Raw genomic sequence first — 17,710 nt, 5'->3', positions numbered from 1 at the left:
TGTCCTTACATGACCGTCCCGATGAGAGGCCTTCGCTCAGAGGTGACGGCGGCGGTTGGCCACCTCGCGGTCGTAGGTCACGCGCGCCTCGACGGCGGCCGGGCGGGAGGCGGTCGCCGCGACCGGCACGTCCCACCAGGCCTCGGCCGGGGGAGCGGTGGGGGTCGGGTCGGTCTCCACGTACACGCAGGTCGGCCGGTCCGAGGCGCGGGCCGCGGCCAGGGCGTCGCGCAGCTCCCGTACGGTCTTGGCGCGGATGACGTCCATGCCGAGGCTGGCCGCGTTGGCCGCCAGGTCCACCGGGAGCGGGGCGCCCGAGAAGGTGCCGTCGGCGGCGCGGTAGCGGTAGGCGGTGCCGAAGCGCTCGCCGCCCACCGACTCGGACAGCCCGCCGATGGAGGCGTATCCGTGGTTCTGGATGAGGACCAGGTTGACGGGCAGGCCCTCCTGGACGGCAGTCACGATCTCCGTCGGCATCATCAGATACGTGCCGTCCCCGACCAGCGACCAGACGGCCGTGCCGGGGGCCGCCTGCTGGACACCGATCGCGGCCGGGATCTCGTAGCCCATACAGGAGTAGCCGTACTCCAGGTGGTATTGGCGGGGGCTGCGGGCCCGCCACAGCTTGTGCAGGTCGCCGGGGAGCGAACCGGCCGCGTTGATGACGACGTCCTCGTCACCGACGACCGAGTCCAGGGCGCCGAGCAACTGGCTCTGGGTGGGGACCGCGTGCTCGTCGGCCGCGCTGTAGGCGGCCTCGACGACCCGCTCCCAGCGCTCCTTGCCGACCTGGTACTCGGCCTCGTACGCCTCGCTCACCCGGTGGCCGGCGAGCGCCTCGGTGAGCGCGGTGAGGCCGGCCTTCGCGTCGCAGACCACCGTGCGGGCCGCCAGCTTGTGGGCGTCGAAGGCGGCGATGTTGAGGTTGACGAAGCGGACGTCGGGGGCCTGGAAGAGGGTGTTCGAGGCGGTGGTGAAGTCGGTGTAGCGGGTGCCGACGCCGACGATCAGGTCGGCGGTGCGGGCGAGGTCGTCGCAGACCGCCGTGCCGGTGTGTCCGATGCCGCCGAGGTCACCCGGGTGGTCGTGGCGCAGGGAGCCCTTGCCCGCCTGGGTGGACGCGACCGGGATGCCCGTGGCGTCGACCAGCGCCTTCAGCGCCTCCTCGGCCTCGCTGTGGTGGATACCGCCGCCGGCGACGATCAGCGGCCTGCGCGCGCCACGGATGGCGCGTACGGCCTCCGCCAGTTCCACCGGGTCGGGCACGGGACGCCGTACGCGCCAGACGCGTTCGGCGAAGAACTCCTCCGGCCAGTCGTACGCCTCCGCCTGGACGTCCTGCGGCAGGGCGAGGGTGACGGCGCCGGTGTCGGCCGGGTCGGCGAGGACCCGCATGGCGTTCAGGGCGGCCGGGATCAGCGCCTCGGGGCGGGTGATCCGGTCGAAGTAGCGGGAGACCGGGCGCAGGGTGTCGTTGACCGACACATCGGCCTCGGTCGGGTGCTCCAGCTGCTGGAGCAGCGGGTCGGCGGCGCGGGTCGCGAAGTAGTCGCCGGGCAGGAGCAGTACGGGCAGCCGGTTGACGGTGGCCAGGGCGGCGCCGGTGACCAGGTTGGTGGCGCCGGGGCCGATGGAGGTGGTGACGGCCTGCGCGGAGAGGCGGTTCAGCTGGCGGGCGTAGCCGACGGCGGCGTGCACCATGGACTGCTCGTTGCGGCCCTGGTGGAACGGCATCGACTCCTCGCCGGCCTCCAGCAGGGCCTGGCCGAGGCCCGCGACATTGCCGTGGCCGAAGATGCCCCAGGTCCCGGCGATCAGCCGGTGGCGTACGCCGTCACGCTCGGTGTACTGCGCGGACAGGAACCGCACCAGCGCCTGGGCGACGGTCAGACGGCGGGTGGGGGACTGGGACATCGGGACCTCACTGGGGCGAAGAAGTTCGGTGATTGCGGGTGGTGATTACGGGTTCGGTGCTGTTCGGGGCTTCAGAGCAGCCCGACCGCGGTGTCCACCGCCGTCTCCACGCTGCCCTCGGCGGGGTAGAGCAGTGAGCGCCCGACGACCAGGCCCTGGACGGTGGGCAGTCGCAGGGCCTTGCGCCACTTCTCGTAGGCGCCCTCCTGATCCTTGCCCACTTCGCCGCCGAGGAGCACCGCGGGCAGGGTGGACGTCTCCAGGACCTCGGCCATGGCGTCGGGGTCGTCGGTGACGGGGAGCTTCAGCCAGGTGTGGGCGGAGGTGCCGCCGAGCCCGGCCGTGATGGCGATGGAGCGGGTGACGGCCTCGGCGCTCAGGTCGTTGCGGACCTTGCCGTCCACGCGGCGGGAGATGAACGGTTCGACGAACAGCGGCAGTCGGCGCGCCGCCATGTCGTCTACCGCCCTGGCCGTGGAGTACAGGGTCCGCAGGGAACCCGGGTCGTCGTAGTCGATGCGCAGCAGCAGCTTGCCCGCGTCGAAGCGGAGCCGCTCGATGTCCTGCGGGCGGTGGCCGGTGAAACGGTCGTCCATCTCGAAGGAGGCGCCGGCGAGCCCGCCGCGGTTGAGGGAGCCCATGACGACCTTGTCGTCGAGGGCGCCGAGGAGCAGCAGGTCCTCCAGGATGTCGGCGGTGGCGAGCACGCCGTCGACGCCGGGGCGGGACAGCGCGACACAGAGCCGTTCGAGGAGATCGGCGCGGTCCGCCATGGCGAGGGGGCGGTCGCCGATGCCGAGGGCGCCGCGGGCGGGGTGGTCGGCGGCCACGATCATCAGCCGGCCGCTGTCGCCGATCAGGGGGCGCCGTACGCGGTGGGCTGCCGCCTCGGCGATGGCCTCGGGGTGGCGGGCGCGGACGGTGGTGAGGTCGGGGATGCGGATGGTCAAGCTGGGCTCCGTTCCAGGGGCGCTGCCCCTTCGACCCCGGTCGGCGCGTCAGGGATCGGGTGGTGAGGTGGGTGTGGCGGGTGCGGGTGCGTTGTGGTCGCTCGCGCAGTCCCCCGCGCCCCCAAAGGCGAAAAGCATGGGGCGCAGCCCCTGCTTTTCAGGGGCGCGGGGGACTGCGCGACCAGCCCCCACCGAACCCGCACCCGGCAACGCACCGTCACGCGCCCGCCACCAGTTCCGCCACTTCCCCTTCCGTCGGCATCGCCGACGAGCAGGCCAGCCGGGACGCGACGATCGCGCCCGCGGCGTTGGCGTACCGCATGGTGCGCTCCAGCTCCCAGCCGCGCAGCAGCCCATGGCAGAGGGCGCCGCCGAACGCGTCGCCCGCGCCGAGGCCGTTGACGACCTCCACCGGCACGGGCGGTACCTCGGCGACCGTGCCGTCGCGATGGACCGCGAGGACACCCTTGGGTCCCTGTTTGACGACGGCCAGCTCCACCCCCGCCCTCCAGCAGGGCCTCCGCGCAGGCCCGGGGTTCGCGTACGCCGGTGGCGATCTCGCACTCGTCGAGGTTGCCGACGGCCACGGTGGCGTGCCGCAGGGCCTCGGCGTAGTACGGGCGGGCCGCCTCGGGGTCCGCCCAGGCCGCGTCGTTCCAAAGCGCCGGGCGCCAGTCGAGGTCGAAGACGGTGATGCCGGATCTGTCGCGGGCCTTGAGGGCGGCGAGGGTGGCCGAGCGGCTGGGTTCCTCGCTCAGTCCCGTGCCGGTGATCCAGAAGACGCGTGCCGCGCGGATGGCGAAGAAGTCCAGCTCGTCGGTGTGGATCTCCAGGTCGGGGGCCTTGGGGCGGCGGTAGAAGTACAGCGGGAAGTCGTCCGGCGGGAAGATCTCGCAGAACGTGACCGGGGTCGGGCAGGTGGCGACCGGGGTGACGAACCGGTCGTCGACGCCGAACTCCTTGAGGGCCTCGTGCAGGAAGGTGCCGAAGGGGTCGTCGCCGGTCCGGGTGATCACGGCGGAGGCGTTGCCCAGCCGCGCGGCCGCCACCGCGACATTGGCCGCCGACCCGCCGAGGAACTTCCCGAAGGTCTCGACGCGGGCGAGGGGGACGCCGGTCTGCAACGGATAGAGATCGATTCCGATACGGCCCATGGTGATCACGTCGAAGGAATCGGCGGACTCGGGCATGCGCGTCGCTCCTCGGGTGGGGGATGCGGGCCACCGGAGACCCACTGCACGCGGGGGATGCGAGCACACGGGTCCGGATGTGTCCCAGGTGTAGGACCCGAGACGGCCCTCTGTCAAGGATTTGTACGGACATTCGGACCTGCTTGTGAAATGATGTCTTAACAAAGTCTTGACAGGCGGGTTTGTCAGGAGTTGTATCCCGTCCCAACGAAACAGCGCAGTCGGCCTACCGGCACAATGATCCGGACTTCGATGTCCGGGCCCGCGCGGGCACTCCGCCCGACGCTGTCCCGTTCCCTTTCCCCCCGTCGCACAGTGAGGTGCAGGAAAGATGGACCGCACGTTTCACCCCCGCTCGCGCAGAGTGGCCCCCTTCTTCGTCATGGCCGCGGCGTCCGCGCTGTTGATAGCCGGCTGCTCCAGCGACTCCGGTGGCAAGGAGGCCGAGGAGAGTGGGTCGAGCGCCTCTGCGGGCAAGGCCGACACCCCCCAGATGACGGTCGCGATGGTGACCCACGCCGGCCAGGGCGACACCTTCTGGGACATCGTCCGCAAGGGCGCGCAGACAGCCGCCGCCAAGGACAACGTCAAGCTGGTCTACTCGAACGACCCGAACGCGGCCAACCAGGCCAACCTCGTCCAGAACGCGATCGACCAGAAGGTCGACGGCATCGCGGTCACCCTCGCCAAGCCCGACGCGATGAAGGACGTCATCGCCAAGGCGGAGAAGGCCGGCATCCCCGTCGTCGGTCTGAACTCCGGTATGGACGTCTGGCAGGAGGAGGGTCTGCTCTCCTTCTTCGGTCAGGACGAGGCGGTCTCCGGCGAGGCCTTCGGCAAGAAGCTCAACGAGACCGGCGCCAAGCACGCGGTCTGCGTCATCCACGAGCAGGGCAACGTCTCGCTGGAGGCGCGCTGCGCCGGCGTGAAGAAGACCTTCAAGGGCGAGACCGAGAACCTCTACGTCAACGGCACGGACATGCCCTCGGTGAAGTCCACCGTCACGGCCAAGCTCAAGCAGGACACCTCCATCGACGAGGTCATCACGCTCGGCGCGCCGATCGCCCTGACCTCCGTGCAGTCCGTGGACGACGCGGGCAGCGAGGCGAAGGTGGCGACGTTCGACCTGAACAAGGAGCTGACGGACGCGATCAAGGCGGGTGACATCGAGTTCGCCGTCGACCAGCAGCCCTACCTCCAGGGTTACCTGGCGGTGGACTCGCTGTGGCTCTACAAGAACAACGGCAACTACAGCGGTGGTGGCGAGGAGCCGGTGCTGACCGGTCCCGCGTTCGTGGACAAGGACAACGTCGACGCGGTCGCCGAGTACGCCGCGAAGGGCACCCGGTGATCTGATCATGACCCAAGCAACGGCACCGGCGGCGAGTTCCTCCTCGCTGCCGGCTCCGCCGGCCGCCCAGAAGGACGGCCGCACCGCGCAGCGTTCCCTGGGCCGGCGGCTGCTGGCCCGCCCGGAGGTCGGCGCGCTCATCGCCGCCATCGGCGTGTACCTGTTCTTCTTCTCCGTCGCCCCTTCCTTCCGGGAGCTGGGCTCGCTGTCGACCGTGCTCTACCAGGCGTCGGTGATGGGCATCATGGCCCTGCCGGTGGCGCTGCTGATGATCGGCGGGGAGTTCGACCTGTCCGCCGGCGTCGCGGTCACCACCTCCGCGCTGACCGCCGCGATCATCAGCTTCCAGCTCACCGTGAACGTGTGGACGGGCGTGTTCGTCGCGCTGATCGTCTCCCTGGCGGTGGGGGCGTTCAACGGCTGGCTGCTGATCAGGACCGGCCTGCCCAGCTTCCTGGTCACCCTGGGCTCGTTCCTGATCCTGCAGGGCTCCAACCTGGCGATCACGAAGATCTTCACCGAGAACGTGGCCAGTGACTCGATCGCGGACATGGACGGCTTCGAGCAGGCCAAGAGCGTCTTCGCCTCGGAGGTCACCCTCGCCGGCGTCGACTTCAAGATCACCATCTTCTACTGGCTGGTCTTCGCCGCCATCGCCACCTGGCTGCTGCTGCGCACCAAGTTCGGCAACTGGATCTTCGCCGTCGGCGGCAACAAGGACAGCGCCCGCGCGGTCGGTGTCCCCGTCGCCTTCACCAAGATCGCCCTGTTCATGGGCGTCGGCGTCGGCGCCTGGTTCGTCGGCATGCACCTGCTGTTCTCCTTCAACACGGTGCAGTCCAACGAGGGCGTCGGCAACGAGTTCCTCTACATCATCGCGGCCGTGATCGGCGGCTGCCTGCTCACCGGCGGCTACGGCTCCGCGATCGGCCCGGTCATCGGCGCCTTCATCTTCGGCATGGTCAACCAGGGCATCGTCTACGCCAACTGGAACCCCGACTGGTTCAAGGCCTTCCTCGGCGTGATGCTCCTGATCGCCGCCCTCGTCAATCTGTGGGTCCGCAGCCAAGCGACCCGGAGGTGAATGACCCCATGACCAACACCAGCGAAGCCGCCGTCAGCGGCACCGCCGTCAGTGACGGTGCCCCCGTCGTCGAGCTGGACAACGCGGGCAAGGCCTACGGCAACATCCGCGCCCTGCACGGCGTGAGCCTGAGCGTCCACCCCGGCAAGGTCACCTGCGTCCTGGGCGACAACGGCGCCGGCAAGTCCACCCTCATCAAAATCATCTCCGGACTGCACCAGCACACCGAAGGCGAATTCCTCGTCGACGGCCGCCCCGTCCGCTTCAACACCCCCCGCGAGGCCCTGGACGCCGGCATCGCCACCGTCTACCAGGACCTGGCGACCGTGCCCCTCATGCCGGTCTGGCGCAACTTCTTCCTCGGCTCCGAGATCACCAAAGGCCCCTGGCCCCTGCGCCGCCTCGACATCGAGAAGATGAAGGAGACCGCCGGACAGGAACTGCGCAACATGGGTATCGTCCTGGACGACCTCGACCAGCCCATCGGCACCCTCTCCGGCGGCCAGCGCCAGTGCGTCGCCATCGCCCGCGCCGTCTACTTCGGCGCCCGCGTCCTCATCCTCGACGAGCCCACCGCCGCCCTCGGCGTCAAACAGTCCGGCGTCGTCCTCAAATACATCGCCGCCGCCCGCGACCGCGGCCTCGGCGTCATCTTCATCACCCACAACCCCCACCACGCCTACATGGTCGGCGACCACTTCAGCGTCCTGCGCCTGGGCACCCTCGAACTCTCCGCCGCCCGCGACCAGGTCAGCCTCGAAGAACTCACCAACCACATGGCCGGCGGCACCGAACTCGCCGCCCTCAAACACGAACTCGCACAAGTACGCGGAGTCGACGTCGAAGAACTCCCCGAAGCCGAAGACCTCACCGCAACCGCAACCGCGACAGCGACAGCGACGAAGGACGGGGCTGCGTGACCGACGCGGCCGTCGGGACCGCACGATGAAGGTGGCCGCCTCTCCGGGCGGCCACGTCGTCTTCGCGGGCGGTCACGTCGTCTCGGCGGGGGCCATGCCGAACATGTTGAAGGACAGTCAATTTCGGCCCCCGCGCACCCCGTTGGGATCCTCCCTTTCCTGCCCCCCGTCCCCTCCGGGTACGGCCGGAAAAGCCGGAGTCACCCCAAGTTCCCTAGTTTTCAAGGTGCTTGACTCGGCCTCTGTGTCGCGCGTGCTGAAGTAGAAGACGATCGAGCGGCCTGCCGCCCCGCCGGGACAACGGCGCTCGACGACAGCTCCTTGGACCGGACTTGGCTGGCGATCGCCTTGCTGTTCGGTTACCGGGCCGTCACCATGAGGATTGCCGCCCGGAGCCGTACGCCGAGGAGACGCCTATGGACAGCTACGAGCAGCCCTTCGCCACGAGCGTCGTCAGGGACTTGCACGACACCTCGCTTGACGAGGTACCTCAGTCCGCTCAGGAATCGGCTCTGGCAAGGATGCTCGCGGGGGGCGGAGAACCGGTGGCCGCCTTCCAGTCGTCGCTCTGACCAGGCCGGCCGGAACCTCAGGGGAACGGTACCGGTGATCGCGGCGACGCGGCCCTTCCGCCAGTTCGTGATCAAAGTGCACAGCCGTTGCGACCTGGCCTGTGACCACTGCTATGTGTACCAGCACGCCGACCAGAGCTGGCGCGGCCGTCCCGTGACCATGTCGGAGGAGACGTTCCGTCGTACGGCGGACCGGATCGCCGAGCACGCCGCCGCGCACCGGCTCACCCGCGTACACGTCGTCCTGCACGGTGGCGAACCCCTGCTCGCCGGCCGGGAGCGGCTGCGCGGCTTCGCGCGGGCACTGCGTTCCGCGCTGCACGGCGTGGCCGAACTCGATCTGCGGATGCAGACCAACGGGCTGCGGCTGGACGACGCGTTCTGCGCGATGCTCGCGCAGGAGTCCATCGTCACCAGCATCTCGCTCGACGGCGACGAGGCGTCCAACGACCGCCACCGGATCAGACGGGACGGCTCGGGCTCCTACCGGGACGTGGTGGCCGCCGTGGGCCACCTGGGCGCCCCCGCCCACCGGAGCGCCTTCGGCGGACTGCTCTGCACGATCGACGTGGAGAACGACCCGGTGGAGGTCTACCGGTCGCTCGCCGCACTGCGCCCGCCCGCCGTCGACTTCCTGCTGCCGCACGCCACCTGGGAGTATCCGCCGCCCCGCCCCGACGGCGGGACCGGCTCCGACTACGCAGACTGGCTGATCGCCGTGCACAAGCGGTGGACCGCGGACGGCATGCCGATGCGGATCCGCATGTTCGAGTCGATCAGCCGGCTGACCCGAGGCCGGGGCAGCCTCACCGAGGCGCTGGGGCTGGGCAGTTCGGACCTGCTGGTGGTGGAGACCGACGGCGCCGTCGAACAGGCGGACTGGCTCAAGACGGCCTATCCGGGAGCCCCGGAGACCGGCCTGCACATCGCCACCCACCGCTTGGAGGAGGCCGCCGAACACCGGGGCATCCAGGCCCGCCGCGCCGGGCTGGACGGGCTGAGCGCGCAGTGCAGGGCATGCCCCGTCGTCTCGGTCTGCGGCGGCGGCCTGTACGGGCACCGCCACCGCGAGGCCAACGGCTTCGACAACCCGTCCGTCTACTGCACGGACCTGCTGAAGATCATCGAGTACGTCCAGGGCACGGAACGCGACGACATCGACGTCCGGCACGGCTGGCACGGCCTGTCCTGGACCCACTTCGACGAACTGGCCGCCGGCCACGGCAGCACCGCGGCCGTCCGGTCGCTCGCCGCGGCCCAGAGCAGCCAGCGCCGCGCGCTGCTGGCCGCCGCCCGCCGCGCGGACTCCCCGGCCCCTCTCGGCTCGGCGGACTCGGCACCCGGCTGGGAGGCGATCCTCGCCCTGCCCACCGCCGCGCTGGACGTGCTGCTGGCCGACCCCTATCTCCGCGTGTGGGCCCTCGCCTGCGGGCAGTCGGTGCGGCGGCGGGCCGAGGGCCACCCGGCGGAGGCCGCGCTGTCGGCCGTCGCGCGCACCGGCGGGCAGCTGACCCTGCCCGTCCCGCTGCGGCACGGACCCGAGGGCTCGGCGATCCATCTGCCCGGCATGGGGCGGCTGTTGCTGGGCGCCGGGAGCCGCGACCGGCGGTCCGGGACCGTCACCGTGACGGCCTCCGATGCCGCGATCACCGTGGAAGGGCGGACCCTGGGCCGGGAGCGGCCGCCCGACGGCATGGTCTGGCAGCCATTGCGGCGGCTGTCCGCGGAGGGCCTGGCCGTGGTCCTGGACGATGTGGACCCCTCCCGGGACTGCTACGGGTACCAACCGCTGCCCCGGCTGCCCGAGGCCGAATTCCGGCAGTGGGAGGCCATGTTCGGCGAGGCCTGGCAGCTGATCCGCGCCGAGTACCCCGACTACGCGCAGGGCATCGCCGCCGGCCTGACCGCGGTGACCCCGCTCGCGCCCGAGCCCTCCGGCGACGACGTCAGCGCCACCTCCCGGCACGCCTTCGCAGCGGTCGGCATCGCGCTGCCCCGCTCCGCCGAGGACCTGGCGCTGCTGATCGTCCACGAGTTCCAGCACGTCAAACTGGGCGCGATGCTCGATATGTTCGACCTGCTCGACGGCCTCGACGAGCGCCGCTACCCGGTGCTCTGGCGACCCGATCCCAGGCCCCTCGACGCCATCGTCCAGGGCGCCTACGCCCACCTCGCGGTCGCCGACATCTGGCGGCTCAGGGTCCGGCGCGGGGCGGCGGACGTCGGCGCCACGCTGCACGAACGCTCCCTCGCCGAGGCGGGCAAGTGGCGTACGGCGGTGCTCGACGCCCTGGACACCGTGGCGGGAGCCGGCTCACTGACCGCCCTGGGCCGCCGTTTCGTGCGCGGACTCCGGGACGAGGCGGAAACCCTGGGCGGAGTGGCCGAAAGCGGCCCCCTCGCGGTGTAATGGTGGGCCAACTCCCGCTCTTTCGTAACGGTGTCCGGTACAACTTGCTCCGGCCAACCCCTGGCACCGGCAGTAGTTTTCGCGTTCCAATGGATCCTGGAGGAGATCCAGCCGCGATGCTCGGGGCCTGGGAGGCCCGAGGTGGGCGACGGGGGAGGGGAAAGGCGAGTCCATGATTCATCCGGCTTCTCAAGCGACCCGGTCGACGGTTTCCTCCGATCCGTACGTGTTTTTCATGAGCTATGCCCGGACCCCGATGACGGGAGGGCGGGCGAAGAAAGACGCGTCGGATATGGCACTGGAACAGTTCCATGCCCAGTTATGCAGCGACATCATGCAGTTGACCGACCATGACGGCGAGGAATCGCCCGGATTCCTCGACCAGAGAATGGGCGTCGGCGCCGACTGGGAGAACAGACTCAAACACGCCCTGGCCACCTGCCGGGTCTTCGTACCGATCTACAACAGCCGGTACTTCAGAAGAGAATGGTGCGGAAAGGAATGGGACGCCTTCGCGCGGCGTCAGGAGGAACAGCTCCGCACCCGGCCGTACACGGGTAACGCGATCGTCCCCGTCCTCTGGGTCGGGCCGCAGCATCTGACGCTGCCATTGCCGCAGGTCGCGGGGAAGGTGCAGTACTCCCACCCCGATCTGGGTAAGGAGTACCTGCAGTCCGGTCTCTACGGGCTGAAGCAGGCCGGACGCCATCTCAAGTACCGCAGCTCCGTATGGGCGCTCGCCCAGATGATTGTCAAAGTGGCTCAGCAGACCAGCCTGGAACCGTGCGACGTGGAGCTGTTCAAAGACCTCCGGAACGTCTTCGACGAGGGGGAATAGCAGGATGCCGATGTTCTTCATGAGCTATGCGCGGGTCCCTGCTCCCCGACACCGGGACGCCTCGCAGGATCCCAATCGCCTGGTCTTCCAGTTCTTCGACGAACTGTGCGGGAAAGTGGCACGCCACGCACGAGTGCCCCGCGAGGAGGCGGGTTTCGTCGAGCGCCCCGGCACACCGGGAGAGAAGTCGATCAAGGCCCTCTACGGGTCCGAGGTCTTCGTTCCGCTGTACTCGAAACGGTACTTCAGCAACCCGCAGTGCGGGCGCCAGTGGACCGCCGTCACCCAGCGGGCCGCGCAGGGCGCAGGGCCGGGCATCGTCCCGGTGCTGTGGACTCCGCATTCGCCCACCTCGCTCCCCAAGAAGGTCAAGGCGTACCCCGAGGTGCCGAAGGGCATCGGCGAAGCGGCCGAGAGCTACGCCTCCATGGGACTGCTCCGGCTGCTCGACCAGATGCTCGACCTGACCGAGGGGACGGACCCGGAGGACGAGGACGTGGCCGCCCAGGTCGCCCAGGTGACCGACTGGCTCGCCAAACGCATCGTCGACCAGGCGGCCAAGGCGACCGGGCCGTCGAGGCGACCCTCCGGCTCGGGGAGGGCGACGGAGCCGGAGACGGCGCCGGTGACGCTGGCCGGGCTGGACGACGCCTTCGCCGACCCGCCCTTCGCCTCCCCGCTGCACATCACGGTGCTCGCCCCCACCGAGGAACAGTTACCGGTAGGCCGCGACAACACCCGCTACGGACCGCGCGTCGACGACTGGCGCCCCTACGGCCAGGCGGTGGGACCGCTGGTCGAGCAGATGGAGGCACTGGCCCGCAATCTCGGCTTCGCTCCCACCGTGCTGCCGTTCCACAAGACCCAGACGGAGCTGAGGGGAACCGAACTCCCGTCCGCGCCGTGGATCCTGGTGGTGGATCCCTGGGCGCTGGAGAATCCCCAAATGGCGGGTCAGGCAAGGGAGTTCGACAGGGCCCGCCGTCCATGGACGGCGGTGCTGAGTACTCTGGCGGGGGACGATCTGCAGACCAAGGAGCAGTCCGACCGGCTGCGCGGACTGCTGACCGCGAACTTCCCCCGTTTCCTCACCGAGGGCCGGGCGGGAGAGCAGGAGGCGGTGCGCGGCCTGGCCGGAGCGGACGTCTTCACCCGCTGGTTCGGCGAGCTGGCCGAGGCAACCAAGATCCGCTTCTTGCGGTACATTCATTCGCAATTGTCCCGGAGTGGAAGTGGCGTCCGGGATGTTCCGGAATCCGGTGCGGACCTGTCCCGACGGCCCGACGCCGGCCGGGACAACGGGGCATCGAGCGACGGACGTCGCGTGGAGGGCAGGCCATGACCGGCGAGGATGCTGGCAGGATCATCACGTTCTACTCGTACAAGGGCGGTACGGGACGGACGATGGCGCTCGCCAACACGGCATGGATCCTGGCCTCTTCGGGCAAGAGTGTCCTGGTGGTCGACTGGGATCTCGACGCCCCGGGCCTGGATCGTTTCCTGCACCCCTTCCTGAGTGAAAGTCAACTGCGCACCACTCCCGGCGTGCTCGAACTGGTCAGCCGCTCCACCGAGTTGATGCTCCAGGCCTCGCACATCGCGGAGCAGACGCATCAGGACGAGCTGGATTCCGAACTGTCGGCGATGGCCGACAGCTGGGCCGCCGACGGCATCTCCCTCAACAGCTGCCTCATCCAGGTCGACTGGGCCTTTCCCTCGGGCGGCCAGCTCTATTACCTCCCGGCCGGCACGAAGAACAAGGGCTACCTCTCGGCGTTCTCGCAGTTCGACTGGAAGCCCTTCATGGACGGGCCGCTGGCGACCAGGTTCCTGGAAGGACTCAAGCGGGAGTTCGTCGAGAACTTCGACTATGTCCTCATCGACAGCCGTACCGGACTCAACGACATCTCCGACATCTGCACCGTCAATCTGCCGCACACCCTGGTCACCTGCTTCACGCCGAGCAGCCAGAGCATCGAGGGCGCGGCCGGGGTCGCCGAGCGCATCGACGGGATGCTGTACCGCAACCGGGACATCCGCATCCTGCCCGTCCCCATGCGGGTCGAGAACGCCGAGGCGGACCGGCTGGACGCCGCCCGCGGGCAGATCCAGTACCGCTTCGACCGGATCGTGCGCAAGCACATCACCGACCAGGATCCGGAGGACTACTGGGGCAGCGTGGAGATCCCCTACCGGCCGATCTACTCCTACGAGGAGACGCTGGCGCCGTTCCGCGAGCAGCCAGGGGACCCCAAGAGCCTGCTCTCCGCCTACGAACGACTGACCAAGGTCATCACCGACGGACAGGTCGAGTCGATGCCGCGCATCGACGAGCCGCTGCGCCGCAAGACCCTCGACCGGTACACCCGCCACCGCCCGCCACGGATCTCCGATGTCTACGTCAGCTTCGTTCCGCAGGACCGGAGTTGGGCCAACTGGGCGGGCGCGGTCCTGGAGCACGCCGGTTTCAAGGTGCATCTGGCGCAGGAGGGCACGGTCGAGGGCGCGCAGCGCAGGGACGAGATCGAACGCGGCGTCGAGTCCGCCTCGCACACCCTGGTCATCTTCTCCGAGGCCTACCTCAGGTCGTCCCGCTTCCGCACGACCTGGGAGGCGGTCTACGCCGAGGGCGACCGGCGCTCGCATCAACTGGTCTCGATGCAGATCGACCGCAAGCTGTCCCTGGACGCTCCCTTCACGGAACAGCTCGCCGACATGACCCACTGCGACACCGCGGAAGCGGGCCGGGAGGCCCTGCTGAGCAGCTTCGGCCGGTCGGCGGAGTCGCTCACGCGCAGTCACTTCACCGGTGGCGAGCAGAAACTGCCCCGCTACCCCGGTGCCGAGCCTCCGGTCTTCTCGGTCCCGATCCGTACGGCGTCCTTCACCGGCCGTACGGAACTCCTGGAAGGCATCCGGGAGCAACTGTGGAAGGACGACACCCGTGCGCTCGTGCTCAAGGGCATGGGCGGGGTCGGAAAGACCTTGCTGGCCCAGGAGTTCGCGTACCGGTACAAGAGCGACTACGACCTCATCTGGCACATCCAGGCCGAGCAGAAGATCCTGGCGGTCGAGCAGTACGCGGGCATGGCCGAATCGCTCGGTCTGCCGGAGCGGACCAATCCGACCGACACCGCCAACACCGTGTACCGCACCCTCAACCAGGGCGAGCCGTACGGCAGTTGGCTACTGATCCTGGACAACGTCACGGAGGCCGACAACCTCCCCGAGTTCATGATGGACGGCCGGGCCGGCCACATCCTGATCACCAGCCAGCGCTCCGAGGGCTGGGGACGCTTCGTGGACATCGTCGACGTCCCGGTGTTCGAACGGAGCGAGAGCATCGCCCACCTGCACAGCCGGCTGCCCGACTGCGGCTGGCCCGAGGCCGACCAGATCGCGGAGGCCCTGGGCGACCTGCCGATCGCGATCGAACGGGCCGCCGCCTACATCGAGCAGACCAGAGTCGACGTCCGCAGCTACATCAAGCAGCTCCAGCCCCATGCCACCGGCGCCCCGGCCGACAACACGGTGGGCGAAGTCGTCAAGTCGAGCACCCACACCTGGGAGTTCGCCCTCGGGCAACTGAGGGAGAAGTTCCCGCCGGCGGTGCAGCTTCTGCAGATCTGCTCGTACTACAGTCCCGAGCCCATCTCGATGGACCTGCTGGAGGGCTTCGAGGTCTCCAGAGCACTGGGCGGGGTCCGCACGGTCTCCCGGGCGTACAAGGAGCTGAGCCGGTTCTCACTGGTCTCGGTGGACCGCAAGGCCCGCAGCGTGACGGTGCACCGGATGATGCAGATCGCCATGCGCGAGGAGATGACCGAAGCGGAGCGAGAGGCTGCGCAGGAGGTCGTCTACCGCTCACTGGTCGCCGCCAGGCCCAGCGGGGACGACCCCGAGAACCCCAACACCTGGGAGAAGTACCGCATCATCTGGCCGCACCTCGGTACCCCGTGGGCCGAGACCGCTCCCGACGAAGGCATCAAGGAACTCTTCGCGGACCGGGTCCGCCAGCTGCGCCGCCGGGGCGAGCTGACCCAGGCCATGGACTACAGCAACCGGCGGGTGGCCACCTGGTCCGCCGAAGGCGAGCCGGACGAACGCTGGACGCTGCACATGCGCTTCCAGATCGCCAACATCCTGCGCGCCCAGGGCAGGTACGAGGAGTCGCTCGCCCTCGACCAGGAGGTCCTGGAGCGGCAGCTCGCCGTACTCGACGACATCGACGACCAGCACATCCTCATGACCACCAGCAGCATCGCGGCCGACCTGCGAGGGCTCGGCCGGCTGACGGAGGCACTGCGGTACGACCAGGAGACGTACCAGAGGTACGAGCTGATCTACGGTGAGGACAACGCGCGCACCCTCAGCGCGGCCAACAACCTAGCCGTCGCCCTGCGGCTCTCCGGCGACTACTACAAAGCCCGCGAACTGGACCGCAGGACGCTGGAACTGCGTGAGGAGATCCAGCTCCACGACCATCCTCTGACCATCGAGTCGGCGGTGAACCTGGGCCGTGACCTGCGGGACTGCGGAGACTACGAGGAGTCCGTCACCCTGCTGAAGCGCGCCTACGAGCGCTGCCTGCGCAACCCGCGTCTCACCCAGGGGTCGCCGACCGTGCTCAACACGGCCAAGGGGCTGGCCGGTTCACTGCGCCGGGCCGGCCGGGCCGTGGAGGCCGAGGAACTCGTCCGCCATGTGCTGCGCAGCACTCCCGACGGGGAGAAGCAGTCGTCCTCGGAGCGGCTGTTGCTGGAGATGAGCCTGGCCGGCGACATGGCCGCCCAGGGCCGTGTCGTCGAGGCGCTGAGCATGATGCGCAAGGTGCAGGAGGACCTGAGGGACAGCCTGGGCGAGGGCCACTCCCAGACCGTGGCCTGCTCGGTCAACACCGCGGTTCTGCTGCTCGACGACATCAAGACCATCCGTCCCGAAGCCGCCGCCGAGGCAGGGGAGTTGCTGCGCCTGGCCGAGCGGAGGTTCTGCGACCTCAACGGCGACCGCCATCCCTATGTACTCATCTGCCGGGCGAACCTGGCCGTCGCCGAGGCGGCGCTCGGTGAGTGGGAGGAAGCCCGCAGGACCAGCGTCGAGGCGTGCGAGCTGCTCGACGAGGTCCTTGAGCCCACTCATCCGTCGACGCTGACCTGTGCGGGGAACCTCGCCGTCATCCTGAGCCGGCTGGGCCGGGCCGACGAGGCCCGGACCAGGCATCACGACACGCTAGCCGCGCTGAGCAAGCGCATCGGCAGGGAGCACCCCCGGGTGCTGGCCCTCCAGGAGTGGGACCTCAGCTGTCTCGACCTGGAGCCGCACCCGATCTGACCGACGCGAGCCGGGCTGTGCCTGACCGTGGTGAGCCTGGCTGTGCTTGAGTGTGGTGAGCCAGTTGGTGCGGCCGTCGCCGGTCTCGGCAACGGCCGGAGGCGTCACGGCAGTTGTGGTCAGCCCGGCCTGGTCGCGCACCCAGGCGAGCACCTGCGGCAGGGCCGGCAATGCCGCGAAGTGGGCGGCGGACGGCTGTAGTACGGCCTTGGCGCTGGGGATCTTCCTGGCCAGCCAGCGGAAATGGGCGACCGGGGCGAAGACGTCGTGCTCTCCGTGCCAGAGCATCACCGGTACCGAGCGGTCGATGGCCTTGAGATCGAACCCCCAGGGTGAGCGGAACGCGACCAGGTCGTCCACCCAGCCCATCGGCGCACGCGGATCGACCGTCGCACCCGCGCCCTGCTCGGCCCGGCCCACCGCGGAGAGGTAGTTGACGAGGAGGAGCCGGCGGATTCCGGCGTCCTCCACGATCACCCGGTCCACGCTCGGCATCTCGTCACGGAGGGCCGCGAGGAACAGGGTGGGATCGCGCCGGATGGTCTCGGCGTTGCGGGCCAGCAGCGCACCGAGCTCGGTCACGTCGGGGGCGTGCCGGTCGAGCAGGTCGTACGTCGACACATTGGACTCGGACATGCCCCGGTGCCAGTCGAGCCCGTCGTCGTCGGCGTTGGGCGGGGCGAGCGAGACCAACGCGGCGACACTCGCCACCTGGCTGCCGAGATTCCGTGCCGCGCAGGCCAGGGCATGCGGTGCGCCGCCGGATCTGCCCACCACGGAGTACTTCTTGAGATCCAGGGCCTCGGCGATGGCGTTGATGTCCTCGGCGGCGTCGACGACTCGGCGCTTCGGGTGGCGACTGGAGCCGCCGTACCCCGGTCGGTCGTAGGCGATGAGGCGTACGCCGAGTTTGTGCAGATCGAAGGTGCGCAGGCGGGGCCCGAGTCGGCTTCCGGGAGTTCCGTGCAGCAGAAACACCGGGTGTGCGTCCGGATCGCCCCATGTCTCGTAGGCGATCGTCCGCCCGCCGTACGGCACTGTCTTAACCACCCGATGCCTTCCCGTTGCCAGCGGCTGTGGTCTGGAGCGCGGGACCTCCCAGCATCGCGCATGGGAGGTCCCGCTCCTAGTAGGTGCTCAGCCGTTCTGG

Annotated in this window: 10 protein-coding genes and 2 pseudogenes; 8 read left to right on the top strand and 4 right to left on the bottom strand. The window is 69.4% G+C overall.

All coding sequences use genetic code 11. The features are described from left to right. Nucleotides 1-36 precede the first annotated feature (36 nt). The 3 genes and pseudogenes from iolD to iolC all read right to left on the bottom strand — a co-directional run bounded on the left by iolD (nucleotide 37) and on the right by iolC (nucleotide 4,054). Nucleotides 37-1,914, bottom strand: coding sequence for a 3D-(3,5/4)-trihydroxycyclohexane-1,2-dione acylhydrolase (decyclizing) (gene iolD, locus I8N67_RS07255; protein ID WP_200301754.1), 1,878 nt, complete (start codon nucleotides 1,912-1,914; stop codon nucleotides 37-39). Between the two features lie 71 nt (nucleotides 1,915-1,985). Further along, nucleotides 1,986-2,864 carry a Cgl0159 family (beta/alpha)8-fold protein gene (locus I8N67_RS07250; protein WP_200301753.1) on the bottom strand — a complete coding sequence of 293 codons (879 nt, stop codon included), beginning with the start codon at nucleotides 2,862-2,864 and terminating at the stop codon, nucleotides 1,986-1,988. 217 nt (nucleotides 2,865-3,081) lie between these two features. Beyond that, nucleotides 3,082-4,054: pseudogene (iolC, locus tag I8N67_RS07245) on the bottom strand (5-dehydro-2-deoxygluconokinase). A 331-nt stretch (nucleotides 4,055-4,385) separates the two neighbouring features. On the opposite strand from iolC, the gene I8N67_RS07240 reads away from it, so the two are divergent. The 8 genes from I8N67_RS07240 to fxsT all read left to right on the top strand — a co-directional run bounded on the left by I8N67_RS07240 (nucleotide 4,386) and on the right by fxsT (nucleotide 16,560). After that, nucleotides 4,386-5,405: a sugar ABC transporter substrate-binding protein gene (locus I8N67_RS07240; RefSeq protein WP_200301752.1), complete on the top strand. Its 1,020-nt coding sequence runs from the start codon at nucleotides 4,386-4,388 to the stop codon at nucleotides 5,403-5,405. A gap of 7 nt (nucleotides 5,406-5,412) precedes the next feature. After that, nucleotides 5,413-6,489, top strand: a complete 1,077-nt coding sequence (locus I8N67_RS07235; RefSeq protein WP_200301751.1) for an ABC transporter permease — start codon at nucleotides 5,413-5,415, stop codon at nucleotides 6,487-6,489. A gap of 8 nt (nucleotides 6,490-6,497) precedes the next feature. Continuing rightward, nucleotides 6,498-7,409 carry an ATP-binding cassette domain-containing protein gene (locus I8N67_RS07230; protein WP_200301750.1) on the top strand — a complete coding sequence of 304 codons (912 nt, stop codon included), beginning with the start codon at nucleotides 6,498-6,500 and terminating at the stop codon, nucleotides 7,407-7,409. 416 nt (nucleotides 7,410-7,825) lie between these two features. After that, on the top strand, nucleotides 7,826-7,981 hold the full coding sequence (gene fxsA / locus I8N67_RS07225) for an FxSxx-COOH cyclophane-containing RiPP peptide (RefSeq protein ID WP_200301749.1): 156 nt from the start codon (nucleotides 7,826-7,828) through the stop codon (nucleotides 7,979-7,981). 34 nt (nucleotides 7,982-8,015) lie between these two features. Continuing rightward, nucleotides 8,016-10,391: an FxsB family cyclophane-forming radical SAM/SPASM peptide maturase gene (locus I8N67_RS44155; protein WP_200301748.1), complete on the top strand. Its 2,376-nt coding sequence runs from the start codon at nucleotides 8,016-8,018 to the stop codon at nucleotides 10,389-10,391. A gap of 172 nt (nucleotides 10,392-10,563) precedes the next feature. After that, entirely contained in the window at nucleotides 10,564-11,229 is a 666-nt protein-coding gene (locus I8N67_RS07215; protein WP_200301747.1) for a TIR-like protein FxsC, read from the top strand. 4 nt (nucleotides 11,230-11,233) lie between these two features. After that, the gene (gene fsxC, locus I8N67_RS07210; protein WP_200301746.1) at nucleotides 11,234-12,571 is read left to right on the top strand and encodes an FxsC protein; all 1,338 of its coding nucleotides are present in this window, start codon (nucleotides 11,234-11,236) and stop codon (nucleotides 12,569-12,571) included. Further along, nucleotides 12,568-16,560 carry an FxSxx-COOH system tetratricopeptide repeat protein gene (fxsT, locus tag I8N67_RS07205; protein ID WP_200301745.1) on the top strand — a complete coding sequence of 1,331 codons (3,993 nt, stop codon included), beginning with the start codon at nucleotides 12,568-12,570 and terminating at the stop codon, nucleotides 16,558-16,560. The genes fsxC and fxsT overlap by 4 nt, the downstream gene beginning before the upstream one ends. Nucleotides 16,561-16,683: 123 nt before the next feature. Here fxsT and I8N67_RS07200 read toward each other — a convergent pair. Continuing rightward, nucleotides 16,684-17,610, bottom strand: a pseudogene (locus tag I8N67_RS07200) (alpha/beta fold hydrolase); the annotation flags it as partial. Nucleotides 17,611-17,710: the final 100 nt, after the last annotated feature.

Source organism: Streptomyces adelaidensis (assembly GCF_016598475.1).
Lineage (GTDB): Bacteria > Actinomycetota > Actinomycetes > Streptomycetales > Streptomycetaceae > Streptomyces > Streptomyces adelaidensis.
This window is presented reverse-complemented; position numbering and strand designations above follow the sequence as displayed.

What these genes read in the sequence shown, in the direction of transcription:
- iolD (WP_200301754.1), bottom strand. Translation starts at nt 1,914, where the DNA reads ATGTCCCAGTCCCCCACCCGCCGTCTGACCGTCGCCCAGGCGCTGGTG.
- I8N67_RS07240 (WP_200301752.1), top strand. Translation starts at nt 4,386, where the DNA reads ATGGACCGCACGTTTCACCCCCGCTCGCGCAGAGTGGCCCCCTTCTTC.
- I8N67_RS07235 (WP_200301751.1), top strand. Translation starts at nt 5,413, where the DNA reads ATGACCCAAGCAACGGCACCGGCGGCGAGTTCCTCCTCGCTGCCGGCT.
- I8N67_RS07230 (WP_200301750.1), top strand. Translation starts at nt 6,498, where the DNA reads ATGACCAACACCAGCGAAGCCGCCGTCAGCGGCACCGCCGTCAGTGAC.
- fxsA (WP_200301749.1), top strand. Translation starts at nt 7,826, where the DNA reads ATGGACAGCTACGAGCAGCCCTTCGCCACGAGCGTCGTCAGGGACTTG.
- I8N67_RS07215 (WP_200301747.1), top strand. Translation starts at nt 10,564, where the DNA reads ATGATTCATCCGGCTTCTCAAGCGACCCGGTCGACGGTTTCCTCCGAT.
- fsxC (WP_200301746.1), top strand. Translation starts at nt 11,234, where the DNA reads ATGCCGATGTTCTTCATGAGCTATGCGCGGGTCCCTGCTCCCCGACAC.
- fxsT (WP_200301745.1), top strand. Translation starts at nt 12,568, where the DNA reads ATGACCGGCGAGGATGCTGGCAGGATCATCACGTTCTACTCGTACAAG.